This is a genomic window from Bacillus sp. N447-1, assembly GCF_022701035.1.
GTDB classification, from domain to species: Bacteria; Bacillota; Bacilli; order Bacillales; family Bacillaceae_G; genus Bacillus_A; species Bacillus_A cereus.
This window is the reverse complement of record NZ_CP065509.1, coordinates 4,864,900-4,890,780: the sequence shown is the minus strand read 5'-3', so window position 1 is coordinate 4,890,780 and position 25,881 is coordinate 4,864,900. Positions and strand designations below refer to the sequence as shown.

Below are 25,881 nucleotides of genomic sequence, written 5' to 3'. Positions count from 1 at the left end.
CATACAATATGTACAAGTTTCATAAGAGGACACGACATTTATGCTATAGAAACAAAGAGTAAACATATTTTGTATACAAAATAAAAAAGACCTTGTATTACAAGGCCTTTTGCAAACTCACTTTATTTTGTAGCAAATACATATTATAATACAAACCTTGCTCACTTAATAATTCTTGATGTGTCCCTCTCTCTACTATCTCTCCATCATGCATCACAAAAATTTGATCCGCATCTTGAATTGTAGATAACCTATGCGCAATGGCTATCGTCGTTCTACCTTTTCGCATTTGTTGCAACGCTGTTTGAATAGCCTCTTCTGTTTCTGTATCGATATTAGCTGTTGCTTCATCTAATACTAATACTTTCGGATTCGTTGCTATCGTTCTAGCAAAAGCAATTAATTGTCGTTGACCGCTTGAAAATGCTGCACCTCTTTCTACTACTTCTGTTTCATACTGTTTTGGTAACTTTTCAATAAACGTATTCGCTTGCACAAATCGAGCAGCTTCTTTTACTTCTTCATCCGTAATTTCTTCATTATACATACGAATATTTTGCTTTACATTTCCAGCAAATAAAAATGCATCTTGCAATACGAGTCCTATTTTCTTTCTAATTTCTCGTTCTTCAAATTTTTCTAAATCTACACCGTCTATTACAATATTTCCTGACTTAATATTATAAAATCGCATTAACAAATTCATAATCGTACTTTTTCCGCTACCAGTATGCCCAACAAAAGCAACCGTTTGCCCTTGTTTCACGTGAAATGATACATTTTTTAAAACGTCACGCTTTCCATCATATGAAAAAGTAACATTTTTAAATTCAATATCTCCATCCACGATTTGAGGATTCTCATTACCTTTTTGAACCGGTGCTAAATCTTTCTCGTCCATTAAATGAAATACACGTGATGACGAAACAAGTGCCTGTTGGAAGAAGGACAATTTCATCATCATCTCATTTACAGGTTGGAAGAAACGATGTATATAGTTAACAAAAGCATATAAAACTCCTACTTCAACAGGGCTCTTTAAAGCATCAATCCCAAATAAACCTAGTACTAACGCAATAGCTACAATATGTACTAAATCCGTAGCTGGTCGTAAAAGTAATGCGTCTAACTTCAAAGTACGTCGCCCTGCACTATAATGTTTATTATTCACTTCTTCAAACTCTTTTCTCATACGTTTTTCTTGTCTGAACACTTGAACAATATTCATTCCTTGTATGGACTCGTTCAACTTTGCATTTAACACGCTTAGTTGATTACGTACTTCTAAATAAAAAGCTGCACTTTTCCGGCGATATAATACCATAATCGCAAACATTATCGGAATTAATACGAGAGAAAATAGCGCTAATTTTACATCTAATAAAAACATCGCTACTAAAATACCTACTAAAAAGACTACATTTTTTACAAATGTTGATAATACACTGACATAAAAATCTTTAATCGCTTCCGTATCATTTGTTATACGCGATACAAGTGTACCAATCGGCGTACGATCAAAGAAACTTAATGACAGCTTTTGAACATGTTCATATACTTCAACTCGCATATCTTGAACAATCTTAAAAGCAATGTTCTGAAAGTACAATAGATTTAAATACGTAAATAGTACTTTTAATAAATGAGCAACTATGTAAATTACAAATAAAGTAACAAGCGCTGATCGTTCAAAATCCCGCGGTACTAGGTGTTCATCGAGGAATTGTTTAATTAAAAAAGGACCCATCATTTCCGTTACTGTCGCACCAACTAAAAAGATAAATGCTAAAGATAGTAACCCTTTATATGGCTTCATATAGGAAAGCAATCTACTTAAATCACTTCGCTTCTTCTCTACCATCATACGCCTCCTTTCTCGACTAAAGCCTCTAATTGCTGGCTTTCATACATTTCCTTATACCAGCCGTTTTCCTTCATTAATTCCTCATGTGTACCTCTTTGTACAATTCTACCTTCATCAACAACAAGAATAAGATTGGCATGCTGAATTGCACTTAATCGGTGTGCAGTAATAATCGTCGTTTTCCCTGCTCTCTCCCTCTTTAGGGCACTTAAAATCGTCTCTTCTGTTTTTGCATCTACCGCTGATAAACAATCATCCAAAATTAAAATTTCAGCATTTGTTAATAAAGCACGAGCAATAGAGATTCGCTGTTTTTGACCACCAGATAACGAAACACCTCTTTCCCCTACTACTGTTTCATATCCTTCTGAAAATTGGAGGATGTCATTATGAATACAAGCAATCTCTGCTGCTTGGGTAATTTCATTATATGTAGCATCCGCCTTTCCAAAGGCAATATTCTCGCCAATACTTGCTGAAAATAAAAAATGATCTTGCGGCACGTATGAAATGGCAGAACGGACACCATGAAGTGTTATATCTCGAATATCTCGCTCCCCAATTTTTAATTCACCATTAAAATGATCATACTCACGGATTAAACATTTTAATAAAGTCGTTTTTCCTGCGCCTGTACGTCCTACAACTCCTAGCGTTTCGCCCTTCTTCAAATCAAAGTGAATATCGTTTAAATGTAACAATTCATTTTTCTTATACGAAAATGAATCAACGGCAAACGAAACATTACCGCTCGCTATTGTATGTACAGCATTTTCTCTATTTACTACATCTGATTTTTGCGAGAGGATTTTTTCTACACGGTCATACGAAGCACGCCCACGCTCCATAATATTAAACAGCCATCCAAACGCTAACATTGGCCAAACGAGGGTACCTAAATACGTCGTAAATGTAACGAGATCACCTACTGTTAATTCACCTCTCACAACTAATACTGACCCGTAACATACTGCGATTAAAAAAGAAAATCCTACGATAAGAGCGATTGTTGGATCAAATAACGAATCAATACGTGCAACTAACATATTTTTATGTACGACATCTTCTGATTTTTTTCGAAACGCTTGTAAATCTTCTTTCTCCTGTCCAAGCGATCGAATTACCTTCATCCCACTCATACTCTCTTGCACTTTATCATTGATTTCCGAAAACGATTGCTGAGCTTTATGAAACCTTTTATGTAATAAAGATCCGTAATAATTTGTCGATATTGCTACAATCGGCATCGGAATTAAGCTTAACAATGTTAACTTCCAACTAATTGTAAACCCCATCGCTACGAGTACACATCCCCCAACAGCTAAAGAATCAACAAGTGTTAAAACACCTGCTCCAGCAGTTTGCTGAATGGCTTGAATGTCATTAGTCGCATGTGCCATTAAATCCCCCGTGCGATTTGACTGGTAGAAAGATGGACTCATCTTTGTAAAATGTTCGTACAAATTTTTCCGTAATTGGCGAGCTAACTTTAATGAAGACCCGAAAATCATAATACGCCATACGTAACGTAATATGTACATCGTAATACCTACAATTACTAAGAGTACGACCCATTTTAGTAACTTATCAGTCGTTAATGTTCCCTCATTAATTTCATCTACAACAATCCCAATTACTTTTGGTGCTACCAGTTCTAAAAGTGCAACGCCAAATAATAAAATAATTCCGGTTATGTACGCTCGTTTTTCTTGTTTAAAAAACCACGCTAAATTCATAAATACTTTCATTTTTTTCCTCCTCCCTTAAAATGAGCGATGTTTTCAGTTTACCAAAAATACAGAATTTTTAAAAGTTTTAAAAACTATAACTAACAAAAAGAAAGACACTCTTAGCGAGTGTCTTTTAGCGCTTATTTCATTTGTTGCTTGTTCATTGCGCTCATCATTTGATTGATTTTCTTTTGGGAAGGTTTTTGTCCCATTTGCATCATCATCATTTTTAACATTTGTTCGTTAATTGGTGGATTTTTTTGTAAGTAATTCATCATGTATTTGCGGGCAATGAAAAATCCTAACGCCACGCCTGCTACTAGTGCTACTACGCCCACTAGAATACCTAACCAAATTGGCATATATTTTCCTCCTTCATGTTGTCTACCTTACAGTGTACTAAAACCTTTTCAATAAGACAAGATACAATTCGACATTTTTTACACATATGTTCGTACTTGTTTTAGAGGATTCAGCCATCCGTACTTTGTATTTTCATAATCCATAGCTAAAAATGTTAATTCACACTTTCTTAACACCTCAAAGAACGTCGTTTCCATAGAGACATTTCCAGAGGTATTCATACGAATATAGTGCGGTTTCACCATTATTTCGCCGTACTCCGCTCCCGTATAAAGTGTATGTGTATGATGTGTTCTATCATATTTACCAAGAACGCGCAAAGCTTGTTCTAATTTATGATGAATTTTCATTACTTGCAATGGCATCGTTATATACATCATTTGCTTATATAACACTTTTTTCTCCGAAAGGGACCCAGATTCTGAAAATCGAGCAAATAAATCAAAAAACAAATATTCACGACCAAAATAAGCTTTCGCAATATCCTCTTGAATTAAATACAATTCATACGTTTTCATTTTTCCACTCCCAATCTGGACAACCTTTTCTCTTCATTATATATAAGAAAATTTGCAATGATTGTCTGACTGCGGAGAGATAAAAAACTTTTTCTGTCGAAAAAACTCATTTACATAGAAAAACCTCTCCATGCTGGAGAGATTTTTCTAAAATCATTAAAGCATTTCTTTTACTTTACGAACAACGTTCTCTACAGTAAATCCATACTCTTCCATAATCTTCTCACCAGGAGCAGAAGCACCGAATGTATCGATACCTAACACATCTCCTTCAAGACCTACGTAACGGTGCCATCCGAATGTAGCACCCATTTCGATTGCGAAACGTTTTGTTACTGCTTTTGGTAATACAGATTCTTTGTACTCTGCAGTTTGAGCTTCGAAGCGATCCATAGATGGCATGCTGACAACAGCTGCGTCAACGCCGTCTACTGCTAATGCTTTTTGAGCTTCAACAGCTAGGCTTACTTCAGATCCAGTTGCAAGTAAGATTACATCAGCCGTTTCTTTCTTGCTTGCAGAAACTACATATGCACCTTTTGCTACTTTTTCATACGTATCATCTTTTGCACCTTCTAATGTTGGAAGGTCTTGACGAGTTAATACTAAAGCAGTTGGTTTGTTTGTAGATTCTAAAGCTAGTCTCCAAGCTGCAACAGATTCGTTACCATCAGCAGGACGAATAACAGAAACGTTTGGCATTGCACGAAGCGCTGCTAATTGCTCGATTGGTTCATGTGTTGGACCATCTTCACCAACAGCGATACTGTCATGTGTGAATACATACGTTACTGGCAATTGCATTAATGCTGCAAGGCGAATTGCTGGACGTAAGTAATCAGAGAATACGAAGAACGTACCACCGTAAGTTTTTAAACCACCATGTAGTGCAATACCGTTCATTGCTGCACCCATTGCGAACTCACGTACACCGTACCAAATGTTTTTACCGCTGTAATCATCTCTTGTAAAGTCTTTTTCGTTATTCATGTATGTTTTGTTAGAACCAGCAAGGTCAGCAGATCCACCGAAGAATGATGGTACAGACTCTGCAATTGCATTAATTACAGCACCAGAAGAATTACGAGTTGCTGCTTTTGATCCTAATTCATAAGTCGGTAAGTTTTGCTCCCAACCTTCTGGAAGTTGACCGTTCATTGCTGCTTGGAATTCGTTTGCTAATTCTGGGTATGCTTGTGCATATTCACCTAGCATCGTGTTCCACTCAGCTTGCGCAGTTTCACCAACATCTTGTACTGTTTTACGGAAGTTGTCATATACTTCTTCTGCTACGTGGAAGTCTTGCTCAGCAGTCCAAGCATATGCTTCTTTCGTTAATTTTGTTTCTTCTACACCAAGTGGAGAACCATGTGAAGCTGATTTTCCTGATTTGTTTGGAGAACCGAAACCAATTGTCGTTCTTACTTCAATTAGCGTTGGGCGTTTTTCGTCAGCTTTCGCTTCTTCAATTGCTTTCGCGATTGCTTCAATATCGTTTCCATCCTCAACACGGATTACTTGCCATCCGTATGCTTTGTAACGATCTTCTACACTTTCAGAGAATGAACGATTTAAATCGCCATCTAATGAAATATCGTTTGAATCGTAAAGCACAACAAGACGACCTAATTGTAAATGAGCAGCTAATGAAGATGCTTCAGCAGAAACGCCCTCCATTAAATCTCCATCACCACAAATAGCGTATGTATAATGATCTACTACATTATACGCATCACGGTTATATTTAGCAGCTAAATGTCTTTCAGCCATTGCCATACCTACAGCAGTTGCAATACCTTGTCCAAGTGGACCAGTCGTTGCATCTACACCAGCTGTATGACCGTACTCAGGATGTCCTGGAGTTTTGCTTCCCCATTGACGGAAGTTCTTTAAGTCATCCATTGTTACATCATAACCAGATAGGTGAAGTAGACTGTATAATAACATTGAACCATGACCTGCAGATAATACGAAACGATCACGGTTAAACCACGTTGGGTTATTTGGATTGTGTTTCATAAATTGAGTCCATAATGTATAAGCCATTGGTGCTGCACCCATTGGCATTCCTGGGTGACCAGAGTTTGCTTTTTCAATCGCATCGATGGATAATGTGCGAATCGTGTTGATAGAAAGTTGTTCGATTGAATGTGACATGCTATTCTTCCCTTCGCTTATATTAGTAAACGTTTTATACATTTATATGATAGCTTCCCACGCAAGATTATACAACATGTATCGACAAATATGTTGATATTTTTTTGATTTTTTATAAAAAAATCAATGTTTCCGGGAATGTATGGGCATTCAATATGACATACTTTTTCATTATTTTTATTTTAAAAAGAAAGGGAATTATCTGTATATTTATACAAATTCCTTCTATACTTACTTTTTTAAATAAGTTTTTAAAAACATAAAAAAGCATCTAACTTCGATGCTTTTCAAATAAGTTAAACAATCCGTTTCCGAATCGAGCTTGAAATCAAATCAATTATAATTACCATTAAAATAATACCTAATAAAATAATACCAACACGAGACCAATTCCGTGAACTCAGCGCAAAAATTAAAGGTGTACCAATCCCTCCTGCTCCAATAACCCCTAAAATTGCAGCGGATCGTACATTAATTTCAAATCTGTATAACGTATACGATAGAAAATCTGGTAACACTTGCGGTAACACCGCATACCAAAGTATTTGAAAACGATTTGCTCCTGTTGCTAGTAACGCTTCCGTCGGTCCTTTATCTATGTTTTCAATTCCTTCTGAATATAGTTTTCCTAACATTCCAATAGAATGCAATCCTAAGGCTAATACTCCTGCAAAAGAGCCTGGACCAACAGCTTTTATAAATAAAAGAGCCATAACTAATTCAGGAAACGTACGAACAAAACTAAGTACAATTTTCCCAGATCCTGAAGTTAATTTTCCACTACTCATATTCGTTGCCGCCCAAAAGGCAAACGGAACAGATAAAAATGCAGAAATAAATGTACCTAATATCGCAATTGCCAACGTATCAATTAATCCATGTAATAAATCTTCACCATCTGGCAAAGATACATACGACCAGTCTGGACTCAATATCCCTGTCATAATTGCTTTTGTAATTTCTCCCGCCGTTTCCTTTATTCCCTCTAGCGGTACTCCTGAAAAAGCCCATATATAAACAAATGTAAGTGCTATAAAAATAAACGAGCGATACACACTCGGTTTCTTCGGTTTTGGTACGATTATCGTCGTTTTACTCATTATAATTTCTCCCGCAACAATGTACTTACATAATCAATTACCAATACAACAACAAGAGTATAGATGATAATAGATGCAGTTTGTTGATATTGTAAAAATCCAAGTGTACGATCATAATATAGTCCAATACCACCTGCTCCTACTAAACCTAGGACAGCCGCTGCCCGTACATTAACCTCAAATGTATATAGTACATAGGAAACAAAGTGTGCTTTTACTTGTGGAATGACTCCATAAACAATCCATTGCACCTTATTAGCCCCTACAGCTGTCATCGCTTCTAGTGGGCCAGGGTCAATTGATTCAATTGATTCATACAACAATTTCGCCACGAGCCCAATTGAGAAAAAAGTAAGAGCTAAAATACCCGGAAGTGGTCCTATTCCAAAAATAGCTACGAAAATTGCCGCTAATAATAAATCTGGTATCGTTCGAATAAAATTTAAAATCAATCGAGCTGGACTGTATAAAAATGTACTAGTAAACACATTACTTGCCGCAAACAGTGCAAGTGGAATAGCTAAAATCGCTCCTAAAGTCGTCCCAATAATCGCCATACGTATTGTATCTAGCATTGCTGTTGTAATAACTTGAAAATAACTCCAATCTGGCGGCACCATTTCTTTTAACAAATCCATTATATTAGGAAAACCAACTACTAGCTTTGAAAATGATGCGTCGACCTGTATACTACTTCCCCACAACAGTAAAATGACTAGAATAAACGTTAACATATGTTTTAACTTACTCGGCGGCTTCGGTATCGACTTCGAATATATCGTCACATCATTCATTTAGCTGCCACCTCTAACAATTCACTTTTCTGTGCTACGTCACCATAAATTTCAGCAAACTTTTCATCCGTTGCTGCTTCTACTAAACCATCAAAAACAATTTCACCTGCATGTAATCCAATAATACGCGTCGCATATTGCCTAGCTAAAGCAATAGAATGTAAGTTTACAATTGTTGTAATTCCAAAATCTTCATTAATTTTCTTTAAATCATCTAATACTTGCTTTGTTGTTAGCGGATCTAACGACGCAACAGGTTCATCTGCCAATATGATTTTTGCTTCTTGCGCCAATGCTCTAGCTATCGATACACGTTGTTGTTGTCCTCCTGATAATTCATCAGCACGTGCATATGCTTTTTCTAAAATATTCACTCTTTTTAACGCTTGAAATGCGAGCTCCACATCCTCTTTCGGAAACAAACCTAACGTTGTACGCAATGTCGAATGATATCCAACACGGCCAGCTAATACATTCTTCAATACTGTTGATCGCTTTACAAGGTTAAAACTTTGAAAGATCATACCAATATCCCGGCGCATACGTCGTAAATCTTTTCCTTTTGCAGCAGTAATAGACTCACATTCAATCATGATTTCGCCTTCTGTAATCTCATGAAGACGATTTACCGATTTTAGAAGTGTAGACTTTCCAGCTCCGGACAGCCCTACCATTACAACAAACTCACCTTTTTGAATTTTCAAGTTTATATTATTCAATCCTTTTGTACCATTTGGATACACTTTGGAGACATTTCGAAATTCTATCACACATCTTACCTACCTTCTATGTATTCAAAACGGCAAACTAACTGAAAACATTCCCTTTCAGCTAGCTGCCATTTCCATATGTATTATTGCGTTTTTACTTTCTTCCCATATTCACGAACGATGTCAAATTTACTATCATCAGATTTAACATATCCTTCATGTGAATATACTTCTTTAATGATTTTGTGACCTTCCTCATTTTTTCCAATTTCAATGAAAGCATCCTGTAATTTCTTGCTCCACTCTTCATCTAAATCAGAACGTACCGAAATCGTATCGTTTGGAATTTTCTCCGTAAATTTCACTATTTTCGTTTGCTCGAATATATTCGGATAATCTTTTTTTACAATATTACGAGCATCTTGGAATACAACAGCTGCATCTACGTCACCATTTAAAAGAGCAATAAGCGACTGATCGTGACCTTTTAATGTAACAGGTTTCACATCTTTTAACGGATCAATTCCCTCTTTTAATAGAACAGCTGCAGGCCATACATACCCTGCTGATGATGTTACGTCTTGATAACCAATCTTTTTACCTTTTAAATCTTTTACACTATTTATATTAGAGTCTTTTTTAACAACAAACTCAGATTTATAATAATCTACTAAATCTTTTGTAGGAGCTCCTGTTTCATCCTCTACTCCAAAACGTTGTGCTTGTAAAATTACATTTGCAGCCTTCTTTTCATGTGCTAATACGTACGCTGTTGGCGGTAAAAATCCTACATCTACTTGTTTAGATGCCATCGCTTCTACAATTGTATTGTAGTTCGTTGAAATACTAACTTTTACTGGAATATTTAACTTATCACTTAATAGCTTCTCAAGCGGTTTTGCCTTCGCCTCTAACGTATCTGCATTTTGAGAAGGAACAAATTGAACATTTAAAGTCTTCGGTACATACCCTTTTTTCGTATCTTCATTTTTACTTGCACTTGATTCCTTCGTTCCACAGCCACTTAATAATCCCGCTGCTAGTACAACTGTTGTGCTCATTGCAAAAACTTTTTTCAACATATTAATGCCTCCATTTTTCATTGTTATAAAATAACCTTTCATAAACATGAAGAAATATATCACATATTTTTACAAATAATTGATTATTTACAGAATCTTTACACATTCTATACACTCACATTAAAATTCTCTTCACATATTTGATATGATGAATTGGAAGATAACAATAGAAAAGGTGAGTCATATTGGAACAAAATCAAACTGTAACTTTAAACATCTTATTAACAAGCGATATACATGGCACTGTTTATCCTATTCACTACCAAGATAACTCCCCAGCAGAACTTGGTTTAGCTAAAATTTCTACTCTTATAAAAAAAGAACGTTCCCAAAATACAAACGTTCTTTTAATTGATAATGGCGACTTTATTCAAGGAACACCATTTACTTATCATTATGTTACATACGAAAAAAACAAAAAAAACCCAATGTCCTTATTAGCGAATTACTTACAGTATGACGCTGCAATTATCGGCAATCATGAGTTTAATTACGGGATGGATATATTAAATAATGCTGTGACTACTGCGAACTTCCCGTACCTATCAGCAAACATTTTAGATAAAAACATAAAGAAGCCTTATTTCGGAAAACCTTATATAATCAAACAGATTGAATCCAATATAAAAATTGCTATTTTAGGGGTGACAACGCACTACATTACCAATTGGGAACAACCCCATCACATTAAAGACTTACAATTTGAAGACGCATTAGAAACAACGAAAAAGTGGGTTTCTTACATTCGCAAACATGAGAAACCAGATTTACTAGTCGTAGCGTATCACGGGGGAGTTGAACGAGATTTACAAACCGGGGTACCGACTGAAGTTTTAACAGGAGAAAACCAAGGATATGCAATGTGCCATGAAATTGAAGACATAGATATTTTATTAACAGGCCACCAGCACCGGGAAATTGCTCACACAATGGCTAACGGTGTAACAATTTTACAGACCGGATGTAATGGACACTCAGTTGGAAAAGTAAAAATAACATTCGAAAAAACAAAACATAAATGGGTTAAAAAAGAGAGTTCTTCTGAATTATTATCTGTACAAGGAGTTGAGGCTGACCAAGATGTACTTTCATTGGTAGCCGATTACGAAGAGAAAACACAAAAGTGGCTTGATCAACCTATTGGAATCATTCAGGGGGATATGCAAATTTCAGATGCTATGCAAACTCGTTTGCATGATCATCCTTTTATCGAATTCATAAATAAAATACAGATGGATATAGCTAATGTATCAATTTCTTGTACAAGTTTGTTCCATAATACATCTCCAGGTTTCCCGGAACATGTAACAATGCGTGACATCGTTTCTAATTATATTTATCCGAACACATTAAAAGTAATTAGACTAACTGGAGCGGACATAAAAAATGCTCTTGAACTCTCTGCTTCTTATTTCACATTAAAAACAGATGGCTCCATCACCGTAAGTCCTACCTACATAGAACCAAAGCCACAACATTATAATTATGATATGTGGGAAGGGATTTCATACGTATTAAACATTTCAAAACCAATTGGTGAAAGAGTAGAATCTTTACAGCATAACAGTGCTCCTCTTAATATGAATGAAGAATATGACGTTGTAATGAATAATTATCGTGCAAGTGGCGGGGGAAATTTCTTTATGTTTCAAAACAAACCGGTAGTAAAAGATATACCCACAGATATGTCTGAACTTATCGCTAATTATATATTGGAACATAAAACGATAGAAGCAACAGTTAATAACAACTGGAAAGTTATTAACTAACGATTTTTTACAAATAAAAAAAGATGGGCTTCGCCCATCTTTTAATTTAATTTTGCATTATCTTGCTTTTTTAAAGCTTTTAATTTCGTCGGTGTAACATCTGTACCTTCTTCGTTAACAACTTTAATTCCTTTAAGTTCGTTTAACATATTTTGACGAAATCCTTTTAAATATTGTTCACGTAGCGATTGACGCTCACGTTGCTCTTCTTCAGTTAAACCTTCAGCTTTTGCTTTTTTCGCTAAGAAGTTAATGCGTTCAACGAGTTCGTGATTAATCATCTCGAATCCCCCTTCTAATCAAAACTGATTATTATCATACAATAGTTACTCTTCTTTATCAAGCAATTGCTTCGTATACTCTACATATCTACGATGTACAGTCGCCTTTGAAACATTATGACCAAATCCACGTAATGTTGCTGCAATTTCTTCAAACGTGAGTTCACTTTTTCGCAAACGTACAATTTCCTCAATTGGCACTTCTTTTTTCTCTCTTCCTACACTTAAATGACGATTTTTTAAATTTTTTTCTGGACGATAACCTTTTTCTACTGCACGTTGCATACCTCGTTTAATTTTCAAATTATGAATCTTTCTTTGATATTCTTCAACAATACCAATAATATCTAATACCATTGAATCAGAATCCGACAATTGTAATTCACCATTATGTGTATGCGTATATACTTTTATGCCTTCTTTATGTAAACAATGCATTAACGCGATCTTCGCATTTCCTCTACCAAGACGCGTTTCATCTTGTATAAGTAACACATCAATTTGTTCGTCTCGAATTGTATCCAACACCTCTAATATACCGTCACGTTCAATTGTATATCCACTAGCCTGCTCTTCAATCACCTTAGTAACATTCATTTGATAGCGCTCAGCTAAATGCAATAATTCATCTTTTTGACGTAATAATGATGTTTCTTGCGCTTCTTTCGTTGTACTCACACGTGCATAAATAATTGCATTCATTTTGAACCCCTCTTTCTCCCTATTATTTCCCTATAGTGTAACATAAATCCGCCATTTGTTCGAACTTATGTTTGTAGAATGTTTTTTCACATGTTATACTTATTAATAAGAAAAATGAAAGAAAACGAGGTGTTAGAAAACATGGAAAAGTTAACGAAACGCCAGCAAGACATTCTCGACTTTATTAAGCTAAAAGTACAAGAAAAAGGATATCCACCTTCCGTACGTGAAATTGGTCAAGCAGTCGGCCTCGCTTCTAGTTCTACAGTGCACGGACATTTATCACGATTAGAAGAAAAAGGATACATTCGACGCGATCCAACAAAACCACGTGCCATTGAAATTTTAGGTGAAGACCGAATGGATACGGAAACACAATCTGTTATTCAAGTTCCAATTGTCGGAAAAGTCACTGCTGGTTTACCAATTACAGCGGTCGAAAGCGTAGAAGAACATTTCCCACTTCCAGCTAGTATTGTTGCTGGAGCAGACCAAGTGTTCATGTTACGTATTTCTGGAGATAGTATGATTGAAGCTGGTATTTTCGATGGAGATTTAGTTGTTGTTCGCCAACAGCAGTCTGCATATAATGGTGAAATTGTAGTCGCTTTAACAGAGGATAACGAAGCAACAGTTAAACGTTTCTATAAAGAAAAAGACCATTTCCGTCTACAACCAGAAAACTCTTCATTAGAACCTATCATTTTAAAACAAGTGTCAGTTATCGGGAAAGTAATTGGCGTATATCGTGATTTACATTAAAAATAACAAAAAGAAGATAATTACCTTATTTATATACGGTAATTATCTTCTTTTTGTATTTTGATAGATTTCCATGCATTCTATTTCTTATTAACGAGTTTCAATCGTCACATCTCCCGCAGCCGTTTTACCGCTAATCTTTTTACTACCATTTCCAATTGTTACATTTTTATTTTCTTCATTAAAAATCGTTACATCTCCCGCAGCACTTTGCCCAGTAATTACCGCATCTTGTGGTTTTTCCGATAAAGTAATATCTATATCTCCCGCAGTTGAACTTGCTTCTAGATTATATTTAGAATCATGATCTTGAATATTTATTTCCCCACTTGTTGTTTTTGCGGTCACTTTCCCTAATACCTTCTTAAAGTTCACCTCACCAGCTTTTGTCGATCCCTCCACATTCTTAGCCGTTACTTGTTTCAACTCTACTTCTCCAGCAAGTGTTCTAACACTTACGCTATCACTTTTCACATCACTCATTTCGATTTGTCCAGCAGATGCATTTACTTTTACATCTTGGTAAGAGCGTTCGGGCACAAGTAGAGTCAATTTAGACGTTTGAAACCTAAAATCGTAAAAAGAAAAATCAAATGAAGCACCTTTTTCTCTTTCCCCAATAATTTTTAATGTGTCACCATCTTCTGCGATACGAATCTCTTGTTTACGTACATCTCCCGATTGCTTTACATAAAAAGAAGAGTCAGGAGATTTTTGAACAACAATATCCCCGGCATCTAACTTAACTTCTATATTTTTTAATGTTTCGTTTTTAATTATATCTTCTTTGTTTCCTTCTTCTGCAGTTTGCACTGCTTTTTCATATGTTTGCGAAATCCCAATTACTCCAATAATGATACAAGCGATTGCTACTAACAATATTTTTTTCATCATCTACTCCCCTTTTATCATTTTGAAGTTCCATATTACATAACGTACGCAAAGCCTTTTAAACCACTTCGTACTATAATAAGCAATAATACATAACAGCAAACCTACTCCAACAAAAGTTATACTAACGAATAAATCTAACCATATAAAAGTACCCATAAATACTTTTCCAATTACGAAAAATGGTGTCACTACACTAGCAATCCCACCGACCCAAAAAGAAAATATAAAAGCAATAATTGCAACTAATGGGCCTAACACAATAATGAAATTAAACAAACTAAGTCCAATCGCTGCCATAACAGCTCTTGTCACATTTGAAGTTGATGGATCTTTTTTCATTTCATCGAAACGATACATCGCAAGCAATTCTTTTGCAATTACTTTCGGAGAGCCAAGACCCTTTATTATTTCCGATTCAGTTTTCCCCTCTTCTATCCCAAACTGAAAATGCTCTTCATAATCAAATAAAATATCTTTCCTCTCTTCGTCCGGTAACTTTCTAAGGTGACTTGATAATTCCTTAAGAAACTGTTCTTTACTCATCCCATTCCACCCCTTCAATAATTTCTTGTACACCTTTCGCAAAATCACGCCACTCTGTTACTAACAAATTCAGTTGCGTTTCCCCTTGCTCTGTTAATTGATAATATTTACGAGGTGGCCCTTCCGTGGATTCCTTTAAATACGTTTGAAAATATCCTTCTTTCGTTAAACGGCGTAATAAAGGATACACTGAGCCTTCCGATATTAAAAATTTATTTGAGATTTGCTGAACAAGTTCATAACCGTAACAATCCTTACGTTTCACAAGTGCCAGTACACACAGTTCTAACACACCTTTTTTAAACTGAACGTTCAAGTGCAATCCCCCTTTCTCATTCCAGTACTGTTCAATACACGGTACCTGACATATCCATAATATACCACTTAGTATTGTTTATTGCAAGGTACTCAACTATATGTATTCCTTAAATTTAGAAAATGAACAAACGAACTCTTGAATAAAAACGTATTATCACTAAACATCATTCAAGGTTTCATTTCCTTTACATTAATATTGGAATTCATTCGCCCTTTCCTCTTGAAGAATCAACCATAACCGTATTCACTATAGATTAATGAAAAAAAGCCCCAATACTTAGCGGTATTAGGGCTTTTTCTCATTAGTATATATTAGTCGAATTCTTACTGGGAAATCTGCATACGCGACGAATAATTTAATATTATATTTTATTTCTCATCCCCGTTTCCCAAGATTTTTTGTTTAACATCTGATAAATCCTTTGATAACGAACTAAATGCTTTTGCTTGTTCTTCAATGACCTGTTGATTTTTTTCAATAACTTTTTGATATTGTTCTTCACGCTGTTCATTCTTTTTTTGCGTAGTAAACAGCATCCACACAAATAAAGCTGCGAATGCTCCTTGTTGAATCATTGAATTTAAGATCTGTTCTTCTATTATTCTCACTCCTTTTCTAACCTAAATAATTACTCATTCGAGTGACTCTAATCTTTTATCATCTTTTAACACCAATATGTCCTTATCGCTATCTCTCTGTCTTATAATTCTTACTAAAGCTATCTTTTATGTCATAACTTTATAAAATACAAAAACAGTTACTGCTGGAGTTTTTATCGAATATCCACAATGTCAAAGTGTTTCTCTGGCGTCCAACGATTCCCACCAATATCAATCCAGCCTTCTTTACGGAAGAATACTGTAAGAGGTTCTTTTGAGTTAATACTGCCTTTGTATGCGCCGTTAATTCCATCACAATAGCTTACTTCATATCCTTCTGGGAATTTTGATATTGCTTTGAAGGGTCTCCAATAATAGTGCTCTGCCTTTACCCAACGACTTCTACCTAAATCTAACCAAACATCATTATCTTCTCCCCAGTACGCATCCCAGTATAATACTTCTGCTGCTGTTGTGAAGTCCCCCAAATATTTACCGTGTGGTCTATCATGATAGTTAATGCCATATCCTTCCCAGTATATCGATCTTGCCATCCCAATCCCCTCTGGTTGTGGTGTACCAACAGCGCCACCCTTACCTGTAAACCAGTCAAGAGATTTTTCACTGTTTAAATAATTTAAATCTACATTACCAGTTACGCCTGCAAGACTACCAGTTTCTGTATACTGCCATAAATCACAACTATATGCTGGTTTATTTCCATAACGTGGAATCCAAAGGAAATCCGCATTCACAGTATTTAGTCCATAGCTTGTATACATGTGGTGTGATACATATAGCCCCACTTTCCAGCCTGCTGCACGGCACGTATCAATAAATGCCTGCGAAGCTTTTGCTAAGTTAGCCGCTCCACAACTTGCTAAAGTATCATCTTCTACATCTAATACTAAAAATTTCGCCTCTTTATCAGCGCGTGCCATAAAATCATTTGCTTCTACAATAGCATCCTGAACACTTACATAACATCCATAAGCATAGTGTCCAAATGGAACACCATAGTCTTTACAACCTTGCACATACTCTTTATAACGTTTATCAATTGTCCTTGACCCATATTGTACACGTATAATAGCAAGGTCTAGCTCTTTACTAGCTGCAGCCCAATTTATTGAATTATTGTGATGAGATAAATCTGCAATTTTCTTCATTTCCATTTTCCTTCTTTCCCCTATAAAAATTTAAGAATAAAAAAAACAACTCCTAACAGAGTTGTTTTTATCGAATATCTACAATGTCAAAGTGTTTCTCTGGTGTCCAACGATTCCCACCAATATCAATCCAGCCTTCTTTACGGAAGAATACTGTGAGAGGTTCCTTTGAGTTAATGCTGCCTTTGTATGCACCGTCAATTCCATCACAATAGCTTACTTCATATCCTTCTGGGAATTTTGATATTGCTTTGAAAGGTCTCCAATAATAATGCTCTGCTTTTACCCATCGGCTTCTACCTAAATCTAACCAAACATCATTATCTTCTCCCCAGTACGCATCCCAATATAATACTTCTGCTGCTGTCGTAAAGTCCGCAATATATTTACCGTGCGGTCCATCGTAATAGTTAATGCCATATCCTTCCCAGTATATTGATTTTGCGAACCCAATTCCTTCTGGTTGCGGTGTACCAACAACGCCACCTTTTCCCAAGTAGTCTAATGGGTTCACAGCATTACTCTTATTAATATTCCAGCCGCCTTTATGCATTTCAAAATGTAAATGTTGACCATAAGCCTGTCCTGTTTCTCCCATAACCCCGATTGTTTGTCCTTGTGTAACAGAATCGCCTTCTTTAACTGTACGAGAACCACTTCGCATATGAGCGTATACAGTTTCCCATGTAACTCCATTAATATTATGAACAATCATAATACATTCACCGTAACTAGATGAAAGATACGAACGACTAACTTTCCCACTAGCCGCTGCATAAATCGGATGATAGCCTGTTTGGGCAAGGTCTATCCCATGATGATCCGGTCTGTCACCCCTAAAACCACTTGTTACTCTCGTTATATCTGTTGGATAAATAAATGTTGCCATATAAATCTTCCTTTCTATTTTTATATTGTCTATATTTATTATTTTTTAAATATACTGTAGGTTTCCCAACCTTAAAGTGAACAAGACAGAACATTTCCCTATTGTTATCTACTATTAAAATATCCATCTTGTAACCATAAGTTAAATGTCACTGAATTTAGTCAAAAATATCGAAAGCTATTATCTATATAACTAACTCTTCTTGCCTAAAACACCGTTTAAAGATAAAAAACAACTCTTAACAGAGCTGTTTTTTTATCGAATATCTACAATGTCAAAGTGTTTCTCTGGTGCCCAACTATTCCCACCAATATCAATCCAGCCTTCTTTACGGAAGAATACTGTAAGAGGTTTTTTTGAATTAATACTGCCTTTGTATGCGCCGTCAATTCCATCACAATAGCTTACTTCATATCCTTCTGGGAATTTTGATATTGCTTTGAAGGGTCTCCAATAATAGTGCTCTGCCTTTACCCAACGACTTCTACCTAAATCCAACCAAACATCATTATCTTCTCCCCAGTACGCATCCCAATATAATACTTCTGCTGCTGTCGTAAAGTCCCCAAGATAGTTACCGTGTGGTCCATCATAATAGTTAATGCCATATCCTTCCCAGTATATTGATCTTGCCATCCCAATCCCCTCTGGTTGCGGAACTCCACCTGCATTAAAATCTACATATTGTTTAACAATTTCAGAGTAGAAGAAATTCCCTCCGTTTTTATATCGATAACCACCATTGTATGCAACAGCGATAGGGTTACTATATTTCACCATAGCACCAGTCGTATTTCCAAGCGATGGTGCAACCACTGTTTTAGAATATTGATCTGCGACCGGTAATGAATGTTGTTTATTGTTAGAAGCTAACCAGCGAAGGTAAGCTCGTCCAAAATTATATGATTGAACAATGGCACTTAAATCTGTAATACCATTTTTCTTTGCATCATCAAAAGCTCCTTTCAAATGCTTTACTCCGTAATAAATTGAATCTTTAGGGTTTTTAATTGTATTCATTGACCAACCTTGTGATTCACTTGACTGCATAATATCCGGTGTTGTTTCAGAGTTCCCTCCACTTTCCACCATAATAATTCCAAGTACGTAAGGAACCAACTCAGAAACACCTTGTGCAGAACATTCACTTTCTACCATCGATTGCCAACGTAACACTTGTTGTGGCAGATTTTTTGTTGTAGCTGAAGCAGCTAATATACTCATTACTAAACATCTCCTTATTTTCCTATTATTTTTGTCTAAAAAACTACTACTTTACTACATATGGTTATTAGCCAAATACCCATTAATCTATAAAATCACTTCATGTGGCTCACCTCTTTCACAACAAAAAGAGCAACCATAAAAATAATTGCTCTTTCGTCGAAATCTTATATTACTACTATAAATCACTTTTTCAATACTTTCTGTACACCGCATGTACCCTACAAAAAGGTAACATTAAAATCCATCTAAAAACTTGACAATCTTTCTTATTTCAGCATGTTTGCGTCGAATATAGCCTGTACTATAATGCAATTCAAATGCTATTTGTTCTAAGGTCATTCCATCAACATATTTCATTTTAAGTATTTGATGATCTAGTCCTGCAAACTTATTCATCAAAAGCTTTAAATCATATTCTTCATTCATCTTATGAGCTAATTCATATTCAATTGCTTCAATCCGGTCTTCTACCTTAGCCCCTTCTGACTCAGCGGTTAATCGTACATTTTGCAAGTCCCCACTAGTCCAACGCTTTAATTCCGCTTTTGATTTGTCTAAGTTGTGTTCTAAATAAGCAATTTCTTCTTCTAACTTCTTATAATCTTTGAGCCATTCAAACATCTAACGATTCACCTACTTTCTTTTTTGTAAATTTAAATACTACTAATTTAATAAAACTTATATCCTTATTAGCTTTTTTAATCTTTGTTATTTGTAGAACATCTTTCATTTAATAAACACAATCATTTCCTACTATTTATAAACTCATTTTCTCTTTAGAATTCCAATATTGTAATTAACTCCTGACTAGATAATAAAAACCCCTTCTAGCAGTCCTTATAGGACATTAAGAAGCAAACAGAAATCACAAATTATTAATACCTGCTCCAAACATTCACGAATATCTTCATGTGAATGTTCAATATACATCGAACATCCTTAAAGAATAAAATCATTTAATCTTTACATTAAGAAAAACATTTTAAAACATCAAAGTCAACGACCATTTTATCTTTTTTAAGACTTATATTTATTTAATACCTCTTGTAATCTCTCACGCTCTTCATCAGTGGATTGTGCTTGTTGTCTTTCCACTTCTTGATTCGTTTGTTCGTCATCTTTATATAACCAATCTGGGACAACCTCTTTTCTAGTCAAATAATTTCTACCTGATTCATTAAATTTCTTATTCTTACTCATTTTGAAACGCCTATCTAGCGCGATCACATCAGCAAATGTTTTAACTTTTTGCTCCTTCCAATTACTCAATATAGCTTTAACGTAGTTCCATCTTGGTGCGTTCTCATCAATAGCTTTATTAATTGCATACTGAATTAACTCACTACTAAACAAATCACAAAAATCGCCTAACTCCGTCAATGCAATTTCACTTAACGGAATGCCGCTCTCTTTAAAAAAATTATGAATTTTTTTAAACTCTCCACCGAATAATATATGAGATTCTAATTTATCCTTATTATCATGATTAGTATTTTGTATTTTAGTATTTAGTTTATTAATATTTAGTAGTGTCGGATTTTCCTCATATGGCTTTCCTACATCTTGCTTTTCCATTCGTGGAATTCTCCTTTGTGGTGTTTCATAAATTTCCGTATCCCATCTTTTAATTTTCTTTGTATTCCCATCACGAACAGGATAACGTTTTACATAACCTAATTCTTTTAATTCCTTAAAACCTGTACGGAGCGAATCTTCTCCATCCTTAGCATGTCGAGCTAATTCACTAATATGAAAAGTCCAATCGTCTGGTAATGTAAGCGCATAGGCTAAGATTCCTTTCGCTTTCCATGACAACCTTTCATCTTTTAAACCAGTATTATTTATAACGGAATAATTACTATCTTTTTTCACTCGAATAATCCCCATACTAGCCACCTCATAAATTCTCAAAAACGGTATTCAATGTTATACTTATCTAGAGATATTTTTTCTTATAGAATCCGCTGCAACGGATTCTTTTCTTATGCATTCATTCAAAACAATCATGCTATCCATATCTATTTTCTTCTAAACCTCTCTTATTCCTCAAGTTCAACATCCACTTGAATTTCGATATTCATTGGAATTTCTTGTGTTATACGAATCACATTTTGACTCATTCCTTTTTGAATAAGCTTTCTAACCTGCTCTTTTGCATCTTCTTTTGTTTTAAATTCACTGACAGTTGGTAACCCTGCTAAACTGCTAGTAATTACTAAAATCTTTCTTTGCATGTTCTTTCCTCCTACTGAATGTCTGCCATATTTATTTGTGAGTTTTTAACTGTAATTTCTTCATTTAAAACAGTTGGAATTGAATATTCTTCATTAATCATTTGTATTGCTCTATCCAAATGATAACGTTTAATAGCTTTATAACTATTCACACCAAATTCCCGATGTAACTGACTATAAATATCTCTATATAACTTCCTTCTAAGGCCGATATCCTGATAAGAATTTGAATTTTTACCTCCCAATAACATAACACCTAAGCTTTTTACAGCCCTTGTTATCTCTTCACACTCGATAGCATAAAGCGGCGTATTTTCTCGCAAACCCTTCACCTCAGACTTTATCTCTTGTATCTGCTGAGTATGTCCTTCTAACGCAGCAAATGTTAACTTTAAAACCCCCATTGGGTCCTTTGGCACATTTTGTTGATTTTGTATATATTGCTTCATTCGTTTGAACTCTTTCATAAATTTAATTTTCATTCCAACCGCTTCTCTACTGGTATATCCCATAACAAGTAACGTGAATGCTTCTTCTGTTAAATCATATTTAGGGATTCGCCTATTCTTTGAATTAAAATAAGTGGACTCGTGAAAATTTTCTCCTCCAAACTCTTCACCTACATATACAATTTGTTTTCGAACTTCCTTCAAAACGTCGAAGTGATTTTTTTTGAATATCTTCGCAATTACCAAACTATCCGTTACTACTTTGCCATTAACTTCAAATACTAATGAACTATGTACTGATGAGTCAATTAATTGCCCCATCCTCATCTCCTCCTCACTACTAATTTTGGACTATCTTTATTGCATTGAGATAATTTCGCACTACGCATAATTCTTTACTTTCTTTTTACAAATTAACTAGTTATCAGAATTTAAATTAAATACTTTGATATGAACCCTCTTACTAAATCATCATTCAATAATTCGATTATAGGGTTACATTTTAAGTAAATTTCCTCCGATTTCAATTCGCTTCATTTTCTTCAAATTCAAAAAGATATTCCAAACTATGTTCTGGAAAAAAAGTTTTCTTAATTTCAAAAGCTTCATCATAATAAAAACGAAATTTACCATTTATTTTGTCGCTCACTGTTGCGTGGCGAAGTTTCAGATGCGAAGAAATTTGTGTAATCATAATTCTTTTTCTCGCCATCTCTGCACGCAAATTCGGATACATTTACTCACCACCTGTTTTTGTACGATATTGCGTTCATTTCCATTTAAATATAAACTCAATTTCGTATTTAGTCAACAAAAAAACGTATTTAAATACTCAATTTCGTATACTTTTCTATTTACTAACAATTTTAGTTAGGTTATGATATATACAGAAATACGCAATATCGTATACATTTTAATAAGAAAGATGGTGAAAGTAATGAAAAAAGCAGAGGTTGTAACACGCTTAATAAAAGAAGCTGGCTATAGTAAAAGAGCCTTCGCCGAAAAAATAGGTCTCCCCCCCACAACACTGCAATCCATGTTATCAAGAGGGATTGGTAAAGCATCTGTTGATAATGTCATAAAAGTTTGTAAGGGATTAGGAATCACTACTGATGATTTAGAAAGACTCGCAACTCAAGAGGACAATACTGTTAAAGAAGAAGTTTCTATTTATGAAACCATCCAAAACGATCAATCAAACATTATTTACATTCCTATCATTGGTTCTGTAGCAGCCGGTACACCCATACTCGCTGAAGAAAATATCGAAGGCTATTTACCCATGCTAAGTACATTTTTAAACAAGCGTAAAAAGTATTTTTATCTTACTGTAAAAGGCACTAGCATGAATCTCGAATTCCCTGATGGTTCTTATGTTTTAGTAGAGGAAACTCCTTATGTTGAAAACGGACAAATTGCTGTTGTAAAAGTCAATGGTTATGATGCTACCGTGAAAAAGATTTCAAAATCCGGAAGCATCATTACTTTAATACCATTGAGTAATGACCCTATCCACGAACCAAAAACTTACGACCTTTCAGCTGAAGATGTAAAAATAATTGGTCGCGTTGTACAGGCAGTAAAGAATTATTAAGTTTTAGCACAAGTGATTAAAAAAGATAAGATCAATTCTTTTGAAAAGATTTTCTTAGTAACATGATTCAAAATAACCAAAAACAATCCATTATCTAGTAGTTAACATATCCAATAACTTCACTAAAAAAGCCCTGATACCGTAGTATCAAGGCTTTTTCATTTCACAAATTATATAAAACTTACATTTATCTGATAATGTTTTTCTATGATATCACTACTTGTTATTAATTATTGGCTTTTATGTGGCTGTTTTTCATTTTGCAACCACATAAAATTGTAATAATAGGGAATTAAAAAACCCTTGATACGAGTTGTATCAAGGGTTCAAGCCTCTTAGTAAAGAGACATATATTGATCGCGTTCCCATTGGTGAACTTGTGTTCTAAAGATATCCCACTCAATCTCTTTCGCTTCGATGAAGTGCTCAAGTAAGTGTTCTCCTAGTGCACCGCATACTACTTCATTAGATTGTAATGTAACTAACGCTTGCGCTAATGTTGCTGGTAAGTCAACGATACCTGCTTCTTCGCGCTCTTCTTTTGTCATTACATAGATGTTACGGTCTACTGCAGCTGGTGGAGTTAATTTGTTTTTAATTCCATCAAGACCTGCAGCTAATAATGTAGCCATTACTAAATATGGGTTTGCAGCTGGGTCAACACTACGTACTTCTACGCGTGTACTAATACCACGAGATGCAGGGATACGTACTAACGGGCTACGGTTTTGTGCAGACCATGCTACGTAACAAGGTGCTTCATATCCAGGTACTAGACGTTTGTATGAGTTTACAGTTGGGTTTGCTATCGCTGTAAATGCTGGTGCATGTTTTAAAATACCTGCGATGAAGTGACGAGCATCATCACTTAATTGTAAGTCACCGTTTGCATCAAAGAATACGTTCTCACCATTTTTAAATAATGATAAGTTACAGTGCATACCTGAACCGTTCACACCGTATAGTGGTTTTGGCATAAACGTTGCGTGTAAACCATGTTTACGAGCAATTGTTTTTACAACAAGTTTGAATGTTTGAATGTCATCACATGAGCGAATTGCATTTGCATATTTAAAGTCAATTTCGTGCTGTCCTGGAGCAACCTCATGGTGAGATGCTTCAATTTCAAATCCCATTTCTTCAAGTTCAAGAACGATATCACGACGACAGTTTTCCCCTAGATCCATCGGCGCAAGGTCGAAGTATCCACCGTTATCGTTTAGTTCTAATGTTGGATTTCCTTTTTCATCCACCTTAAATAGGAAGAATTCTGGCTCTGGTCCAAGATTGAAGTCTGAAAATCCTAAAGCTTCCATTTCTTTTAACACACGTTTTAAGTTGTTACGTGGGTCTCCATCAAATGGAGTGCCATCTGCATTGTAAATATCACAGATTAGTCGAGCTACTTTACCTTTTTCAGCTGTCCAAGGGAAAATTACCCAAGTGTCTAAATCAGGATATAAATACATATCAGACTCTTCAATACGTACGAAACCTTCAATCGAAGATCCATCAAACATCATTTTGTTATCAAGAGCTTTCGTTAATTGTCTCACTGGAATCTCTACGTTTTTAATTACCCCTAAAAGGTCCGTAAATTGTAAACGGATATACTTTACATTCTCTTCTTTCGCCAAACGGAAAATATCTTCTTTTGTGTATCTAGACATTATAAATTCCTCCTTAGTCCCTCTAATCGCCTTCAGAATCAGTTATCTTTAGTGAAAAAATCTTGAAATGTCACCTTGTCGCAATGAAGTTCGATTGAATCTACCTGTATGTTGTAGTTCATCTCGAAGTATTTTGCGAAGCTCAGTTTTTGAAATTTCTTTCGTTTCTTCTTTTACTTTCACTGCTTCTGTTTGATTTTCTTTCATTAGTAACACTTGTTTAATACCAGCCATATTCAGGCCTTGATCTAACAAATCTTTAATTTCTAACAACTTATCTACATCGTTAAATGAAAACAATCTACGATTCCCCTTTGTACGGGTTGGAGAAACAAGATTATGCTCTTCATAGTAGCGAATTTGACGTGCAGACAATTGTGTTAAATCCATAACAATACCAATTGGAAACAGCGGGGCAGAACGTCTATCTTCTTTCATTTTTCAGTTCCTCCTTCGCCT

The 25,881-nt window shown here is 35.2% G+C and carries 28 protein-coding genes; 3 read left to right on the top strand and 25 right to left on the bottom strand.

Features of this window, described 5'->3' with window-relative positions; translation table 11 throughout:
* Positions 1 to 97: 97 nt before the first annotated feature.
* From IQ781_RS25060 to IQ781_RS25020, 9 genes are all read right to left on the bottom strand, one after another.
* On the bottom strand, positions 98 to 1,861 hold the full coding sequence (locus IQ781_RS25060; RefSeq protein ID WP_000229520.1) for an ABC transporter ATP-binding protein: 1,764 nt from the start codon (positions 1,859 to 1,861) through the stop codon (positions 98 to 100).
* A complete protein-coding gene (locus IQ781_RS25055; RefSeq protein WP_139846896.1) occupies positions 1,861 to 3,612 on the bottom strand; it encodes an ABC transporter ATP-binding protein in 1,752 nt (583 codons plus the stop codon). The genes IQ781_RS25060 and IQ781_RS25055 overlap by 1 nt, the downstream gene beginning before the upstream one ends.
* Positions 3,613 to 3,734: 122 nt before the next feature.
* The gene (locus tag IQ781_RS25050; RefSeq protein ID WP_001123317.1) at positions 3,735 to 3,956 is read right to left on the bottom strand and encodes a YneF family protein; all 222 of its coding nucleotides are present in this window, start codon (positions 3,954 to 3,956) and stop codon (positions 3,735 to 3,737) included.
* Between the two features lie 78 nt (positions 3,957 to 4,034).
* On the bottom strand, positions 4,035 to 4,475 hold the full coding sequence (gene sirA / locus IQ781_RS25045) for a sporulation inhibitor of replication protein SirA (RefSeq protein ID WP_000860645.1): 441 nt from the start codon (positions 4,473 to 4,475) through the stop codon (positions 4,035 to 4,037).
* A 156-nt stretch (positions 4,476 to 4,631) separates the two neighbouring features.
* A complete protein-coding gene (gene tkt, locus IQ781_RS25040; RefSeq protein ID WP_000019766.1) occupies positions 4,632 to 6,632 on the bottom strand; it encodes a transketolase in 2,001 nt (666 codons plus the stop codon).
* Between the two features lie 296 nt (positions 6,633 to 6,928).
* Positions 6,929 to 7,732 carry a phosphonate ABC transporter, permease protein PhnE gene (gene phnE, locus IQ781_RS25035; RefSeq protein ID WP_000047893.1) on the bottom strand — a complete coding sequence of 268 codons (804 nt, stop codon included), beginning with the start codon at positions 7,730 to 7,732 and terminating at the stop codon, positions 6,929 to 6,931.
* Positions 7,732 to 8,526 (bottom strand): phosphonate ABC transporter, permease protein PhnE, encoded by a 795-nt coding sequence (phnE, locus tag IQ781_RS25030; protein ID WP_001000764.1) that lies wholly within the window; start codon positions 8,524 to 8,526, stop codon positions 7,732 to 7,734. The genes phnE (IQ781_RS25035) and phnE (IQ781_RS25030) overlap by 1 nt, the downstream gene beginning before the upstream one ends.
* Positions 8,523 to 9,296 (bottom strand): phosphonate ABC transporter ATP-binding protein, encoded by a 774-nt coding sequence (phnC, locus tag IQ781_RS25025; RefSeq protein WP_000569244.1) that lies wholly within the window; start codon positions 9,294 to 9,296, stop codon positions 8,523 to 8,525. The genes phnE (IQ781_RS25030) and phnC overlap by 4 nt, the downstream gene beginning before the upstream one ends.
* A gap of 83 nt (positions 9,297 to 9,379) precedes the next feature.
* Positions 9,380 to 10,318 (bottom strand): phosphate/phosphite/phosphonate ABC transporter substrate-binding protein, encoded by a 939-nt coding sequence (locus IQ781_RS25020; RefSeq protein WP_000915065.1) that lies wholly within the window; start codon positions 10,316 to 10,318, stop codon positions 9,380 to 9,382.
* Between the two features lie 185 nt (positions 10,319 to 10,503).
* On the opposite strand from IQ781_RS25020, the gene IQ781_RS25015 reads away from it, so the two are divergent.
* Positions 10,504 to 12,087 (top strand): bifunctional metallophosphatase/5'-nucleotidase, encoded by a 1,584-nt coding sequence (locus IQ781_RS25015; RefSeq protein WP_139846897.1) that lies wholly within the window; start codon positions 10,504 to 10,506, stop codon positions 12,085 to 12,087.
* 41 nt (positions 12,088 to 12,128) lie between these two features.
* Here the strand turns inward: IQ781_RS25015 and IQ781_RS25010 are convergent, their stop codons facing one another.
* Together IQ781_RS25010 and IQ781_RS25005 are read right to left on the bottom strand one after the other, a co-directional pair.
* A complete protein-coding gene (locus tag IQ781_RS25010) occupies positions 12,129 to 12,368 on the bottom strand; it encodes a DUF896 domain-containing protein (protein WP_000607015.1) in 240 nt (79 codons plus the stop codon).
* Positions 12,369 to 12,413: 45 nt separating this feature from the next.
* Positions 12,414 to 13,070 (bottom strand): YneB family resolvase-like protein, encoded by a 657-nt coding sequence (locus IQ781_RS25005; protein WP_000991469.1) that lies wholly within the window; start codon positions 13,068 to 13,070, stop codon positions 12,414 to 12,416.
* 141 nt (positions 13,071 to 13,211) lie between these two features.
* On the opposite strand from IQ781_RS25005, the gene lexA reads away from it, so the two are divergent.
* The gene (lexA, locus tag IQ781_RS25000) at positions 13,212 to 13,832 is read left to right on the top strand and encodes a transcriptional repressor LexA (RefSeq protein ID WP_000413738.1); all 621 of its coding nucleotides are present in this window, start codon (positions 13,212 to 13,214) and stop codon (positions 13,830 to 13,832) included.
* A 90-nt stretch (positions 13,833 to 13,922) separates the two neighbouring features.
* Here the strand turns inward: lexA and IQ781_RS24995 are convergent, their stop codons facing one another.
* From IQ781_RS24995 to IQ781_RS24940, 12 genes are all read right to left on the bottom strand, one after another.
* Positions 13,923 to 14,726 (bottom strand): DUF4097 family beta strand repeat-containing protein, encoded by an 804-nt coding sequence (locus IQ781_RS24995; protein WP_000976106.1) that lies wholly within the window; start codon positions 14,724 to 14,726, stop codon positions 13,923 to 13,925.
* Positions 14,727 to 15,269, bottom strand: coding sequence for a DUF1700 domain-containing protein (locus tag IQ781_RS24990; protein WP_087967183.1), 543 nt, complete (start codon positions 15,267 to 15,269; stop codon positions 14,727 to 14,729).
* The gene (locus tag IQ781_RS24985; RefSeq protein ID WP_001102620.1) at positions 15,262 to 15,585 is read right to left on the bottom strand and encodes a PadR family transcriptional regulator; all 324 of its coding nucleotides are present in this window, start codon (positions 15,583 to 15,585) and stop codon (positions 15,262 to 15,264) included. The genes IQ781_RS24990 and IQ781_RS24985 overlap by 8 nt, the downstream gene beginning before the upstream one ends.
* Positions 15,586 to 15,956: 371 nt before the next feature.
* Positions 15,957 to 16,187, bottom strand: a complete 231-nt coding sequence (locus IQ781_RS24980; RefSeq protein ID WP_033690712.1) for a BhlA/UviB family holin-like peptide — start codon at positions 16,185 to 16,187, stop codon at positions 15,957 to 15,959.
* Positions 16,188 to 16,360: 173 nt separating this feature from the next.
* Positions 16,361 to 17,356, bottom strand: coding sequence for a GH25 family lysozyme (locus tag IQ781_RS24975; protein WP_002183845.1), 996 nt, complete (start codon positions 17,354 to 17,356; stop codon positions 16,361 to 16,363).
* A 67-nt stretch (positions 17,357 to 17,423) separates the two neighbouring features.
* Complete coding sequence (locus IQ781_RS24970; RefSeq protein ID WP_000190128.1) at positions 17,424 to 18,245, bottom strand: M23 family metallopeptidase; 822 nt, start codon at positions 18,243 to 18,245, stop codon at positions 17,424 to 17,426.
* Positions 18,246 to 18,500: 255 nt separating this feature from the next.
* Positions 18,501 to 19,469: a lysozyme family protein gene (locus tag IQ781_RS24965; protein WP_087967178.1), complete on the bottom strand. Its 969-nt coding sequence runs from the start codon at positions 19,467 to 19,469 to the stop codon at positions 18,501 to 18,503.
* A gap of 237 nt (positions 19,470 to 19,706) precedes the next feature.
* Complete coding sequence (locus tag IQ781_RS24960; protein WP_000464423.1) at positions 19,707 to 20,093, bottom strand: hypothetical protein; 387 nt, start codon at positions 20,091 to 20,093, stop codon at positions 19,707 to 19,709.
* A 396-nt stretch (positions 20,094 to 20,489) separates the two neighbouring features.
* The gene (locus IQ781_RS24955; protein ID WP_139846898.1) at positions 20,490 to 21,359 is read right to left on the bottom strand and encodes a DnaD domain protein; all 870 of its coding nucleotides are present in this window, start codon (positions 21,357 to 21,359) and stop codon (positions 20,490 to 20,492) included.
* A 152-nt stretch (positions 21,360 to 21,511) separates the two neighbouring features.
* Complete coding sequence (locus IQ781_RS24950; RefSeq protein ID WP_001189065.1) at positions 21,512 to 21,706, bottom strand: hypothetical protein; 195 nt, start codon at positions 21,704 to 21,706, stop codon at positions 21,512 to 21,514.
* A gap of 11 nt (positions 21,707 to 21,717) precedes the next feature.
* A complete protein-coding gene (locus tag IQ781_RS24945) occupies positions 21,718 to 22,476 on the bottom strand; it encodes an ORF6C domain-containing protein (RefSeq protein ID WP_000531225.1) in 759 nt (252 codons plus the stop codon).
* A gap of 202 nt (positions 22,477 to 22,678) precedes the next feature.
* Positions 22,679 to 22,891: a hypothetical protein gene (locus IQ781_RS24940; RefSeq protein ID WP_000283431.1), complete on the bottom strand. Its 213-nt coding sequence runs from the start codon at positions 22,889 to 22,891 to the stop codon at positions 22,679 to 22,681.
* Between the two features lie 201 nt (positions 22,892 to 23,092).
* Between IQ781_RS24940 and IQ781_RS24935 the strand changes: the two genes are divergently transcribed.
* On the top strand, positions 23,093 to 23,752 hold the full coding sequence (locus tag IQ781_RS24935) for a LexA family protein (protein WP_011110319.1): 660 nt from the start codon (positions 23,093 to 23,095) through the stop codon (positions 23,750 to 23,752).
* 335 nt (positions 23,753 to 24,087) lie between these two features.
* Here the strand turns inward: IQ781_RS24935 and glnA are convergent, their stop codons facing one another.
* Positions 24,088 to 25,422 carry a type I glutamate--ammonia ligase gene (gene glnA / locus IQ781_RS24930; RefSeq protein ID WP_000092763.1) on the bottom strand — a complete coding sequence of 445 codons (1,335 nt, stop codon included), beginning with the start codon at positions 25,420 to 25,422 and terminating at the stop codon, positions 24,088 to 24,090.
* A 48-nt stretch (positions 25,423 to 25,470) separates the two neighbouring features.
* A complete protein-coding gene (glnR, locus tag IQ781_RS24925) occupies positions 25,471 to 25,860 on the bottom strand; it encodes a transcriptional repressor GlnR (RefSeq protein WP_000656783.1) in 390 nt (129 codons plus the stop codon).
* Between the last annotated feature and the right edge of the window lie 21 nt (positions 25,861 to 25,881).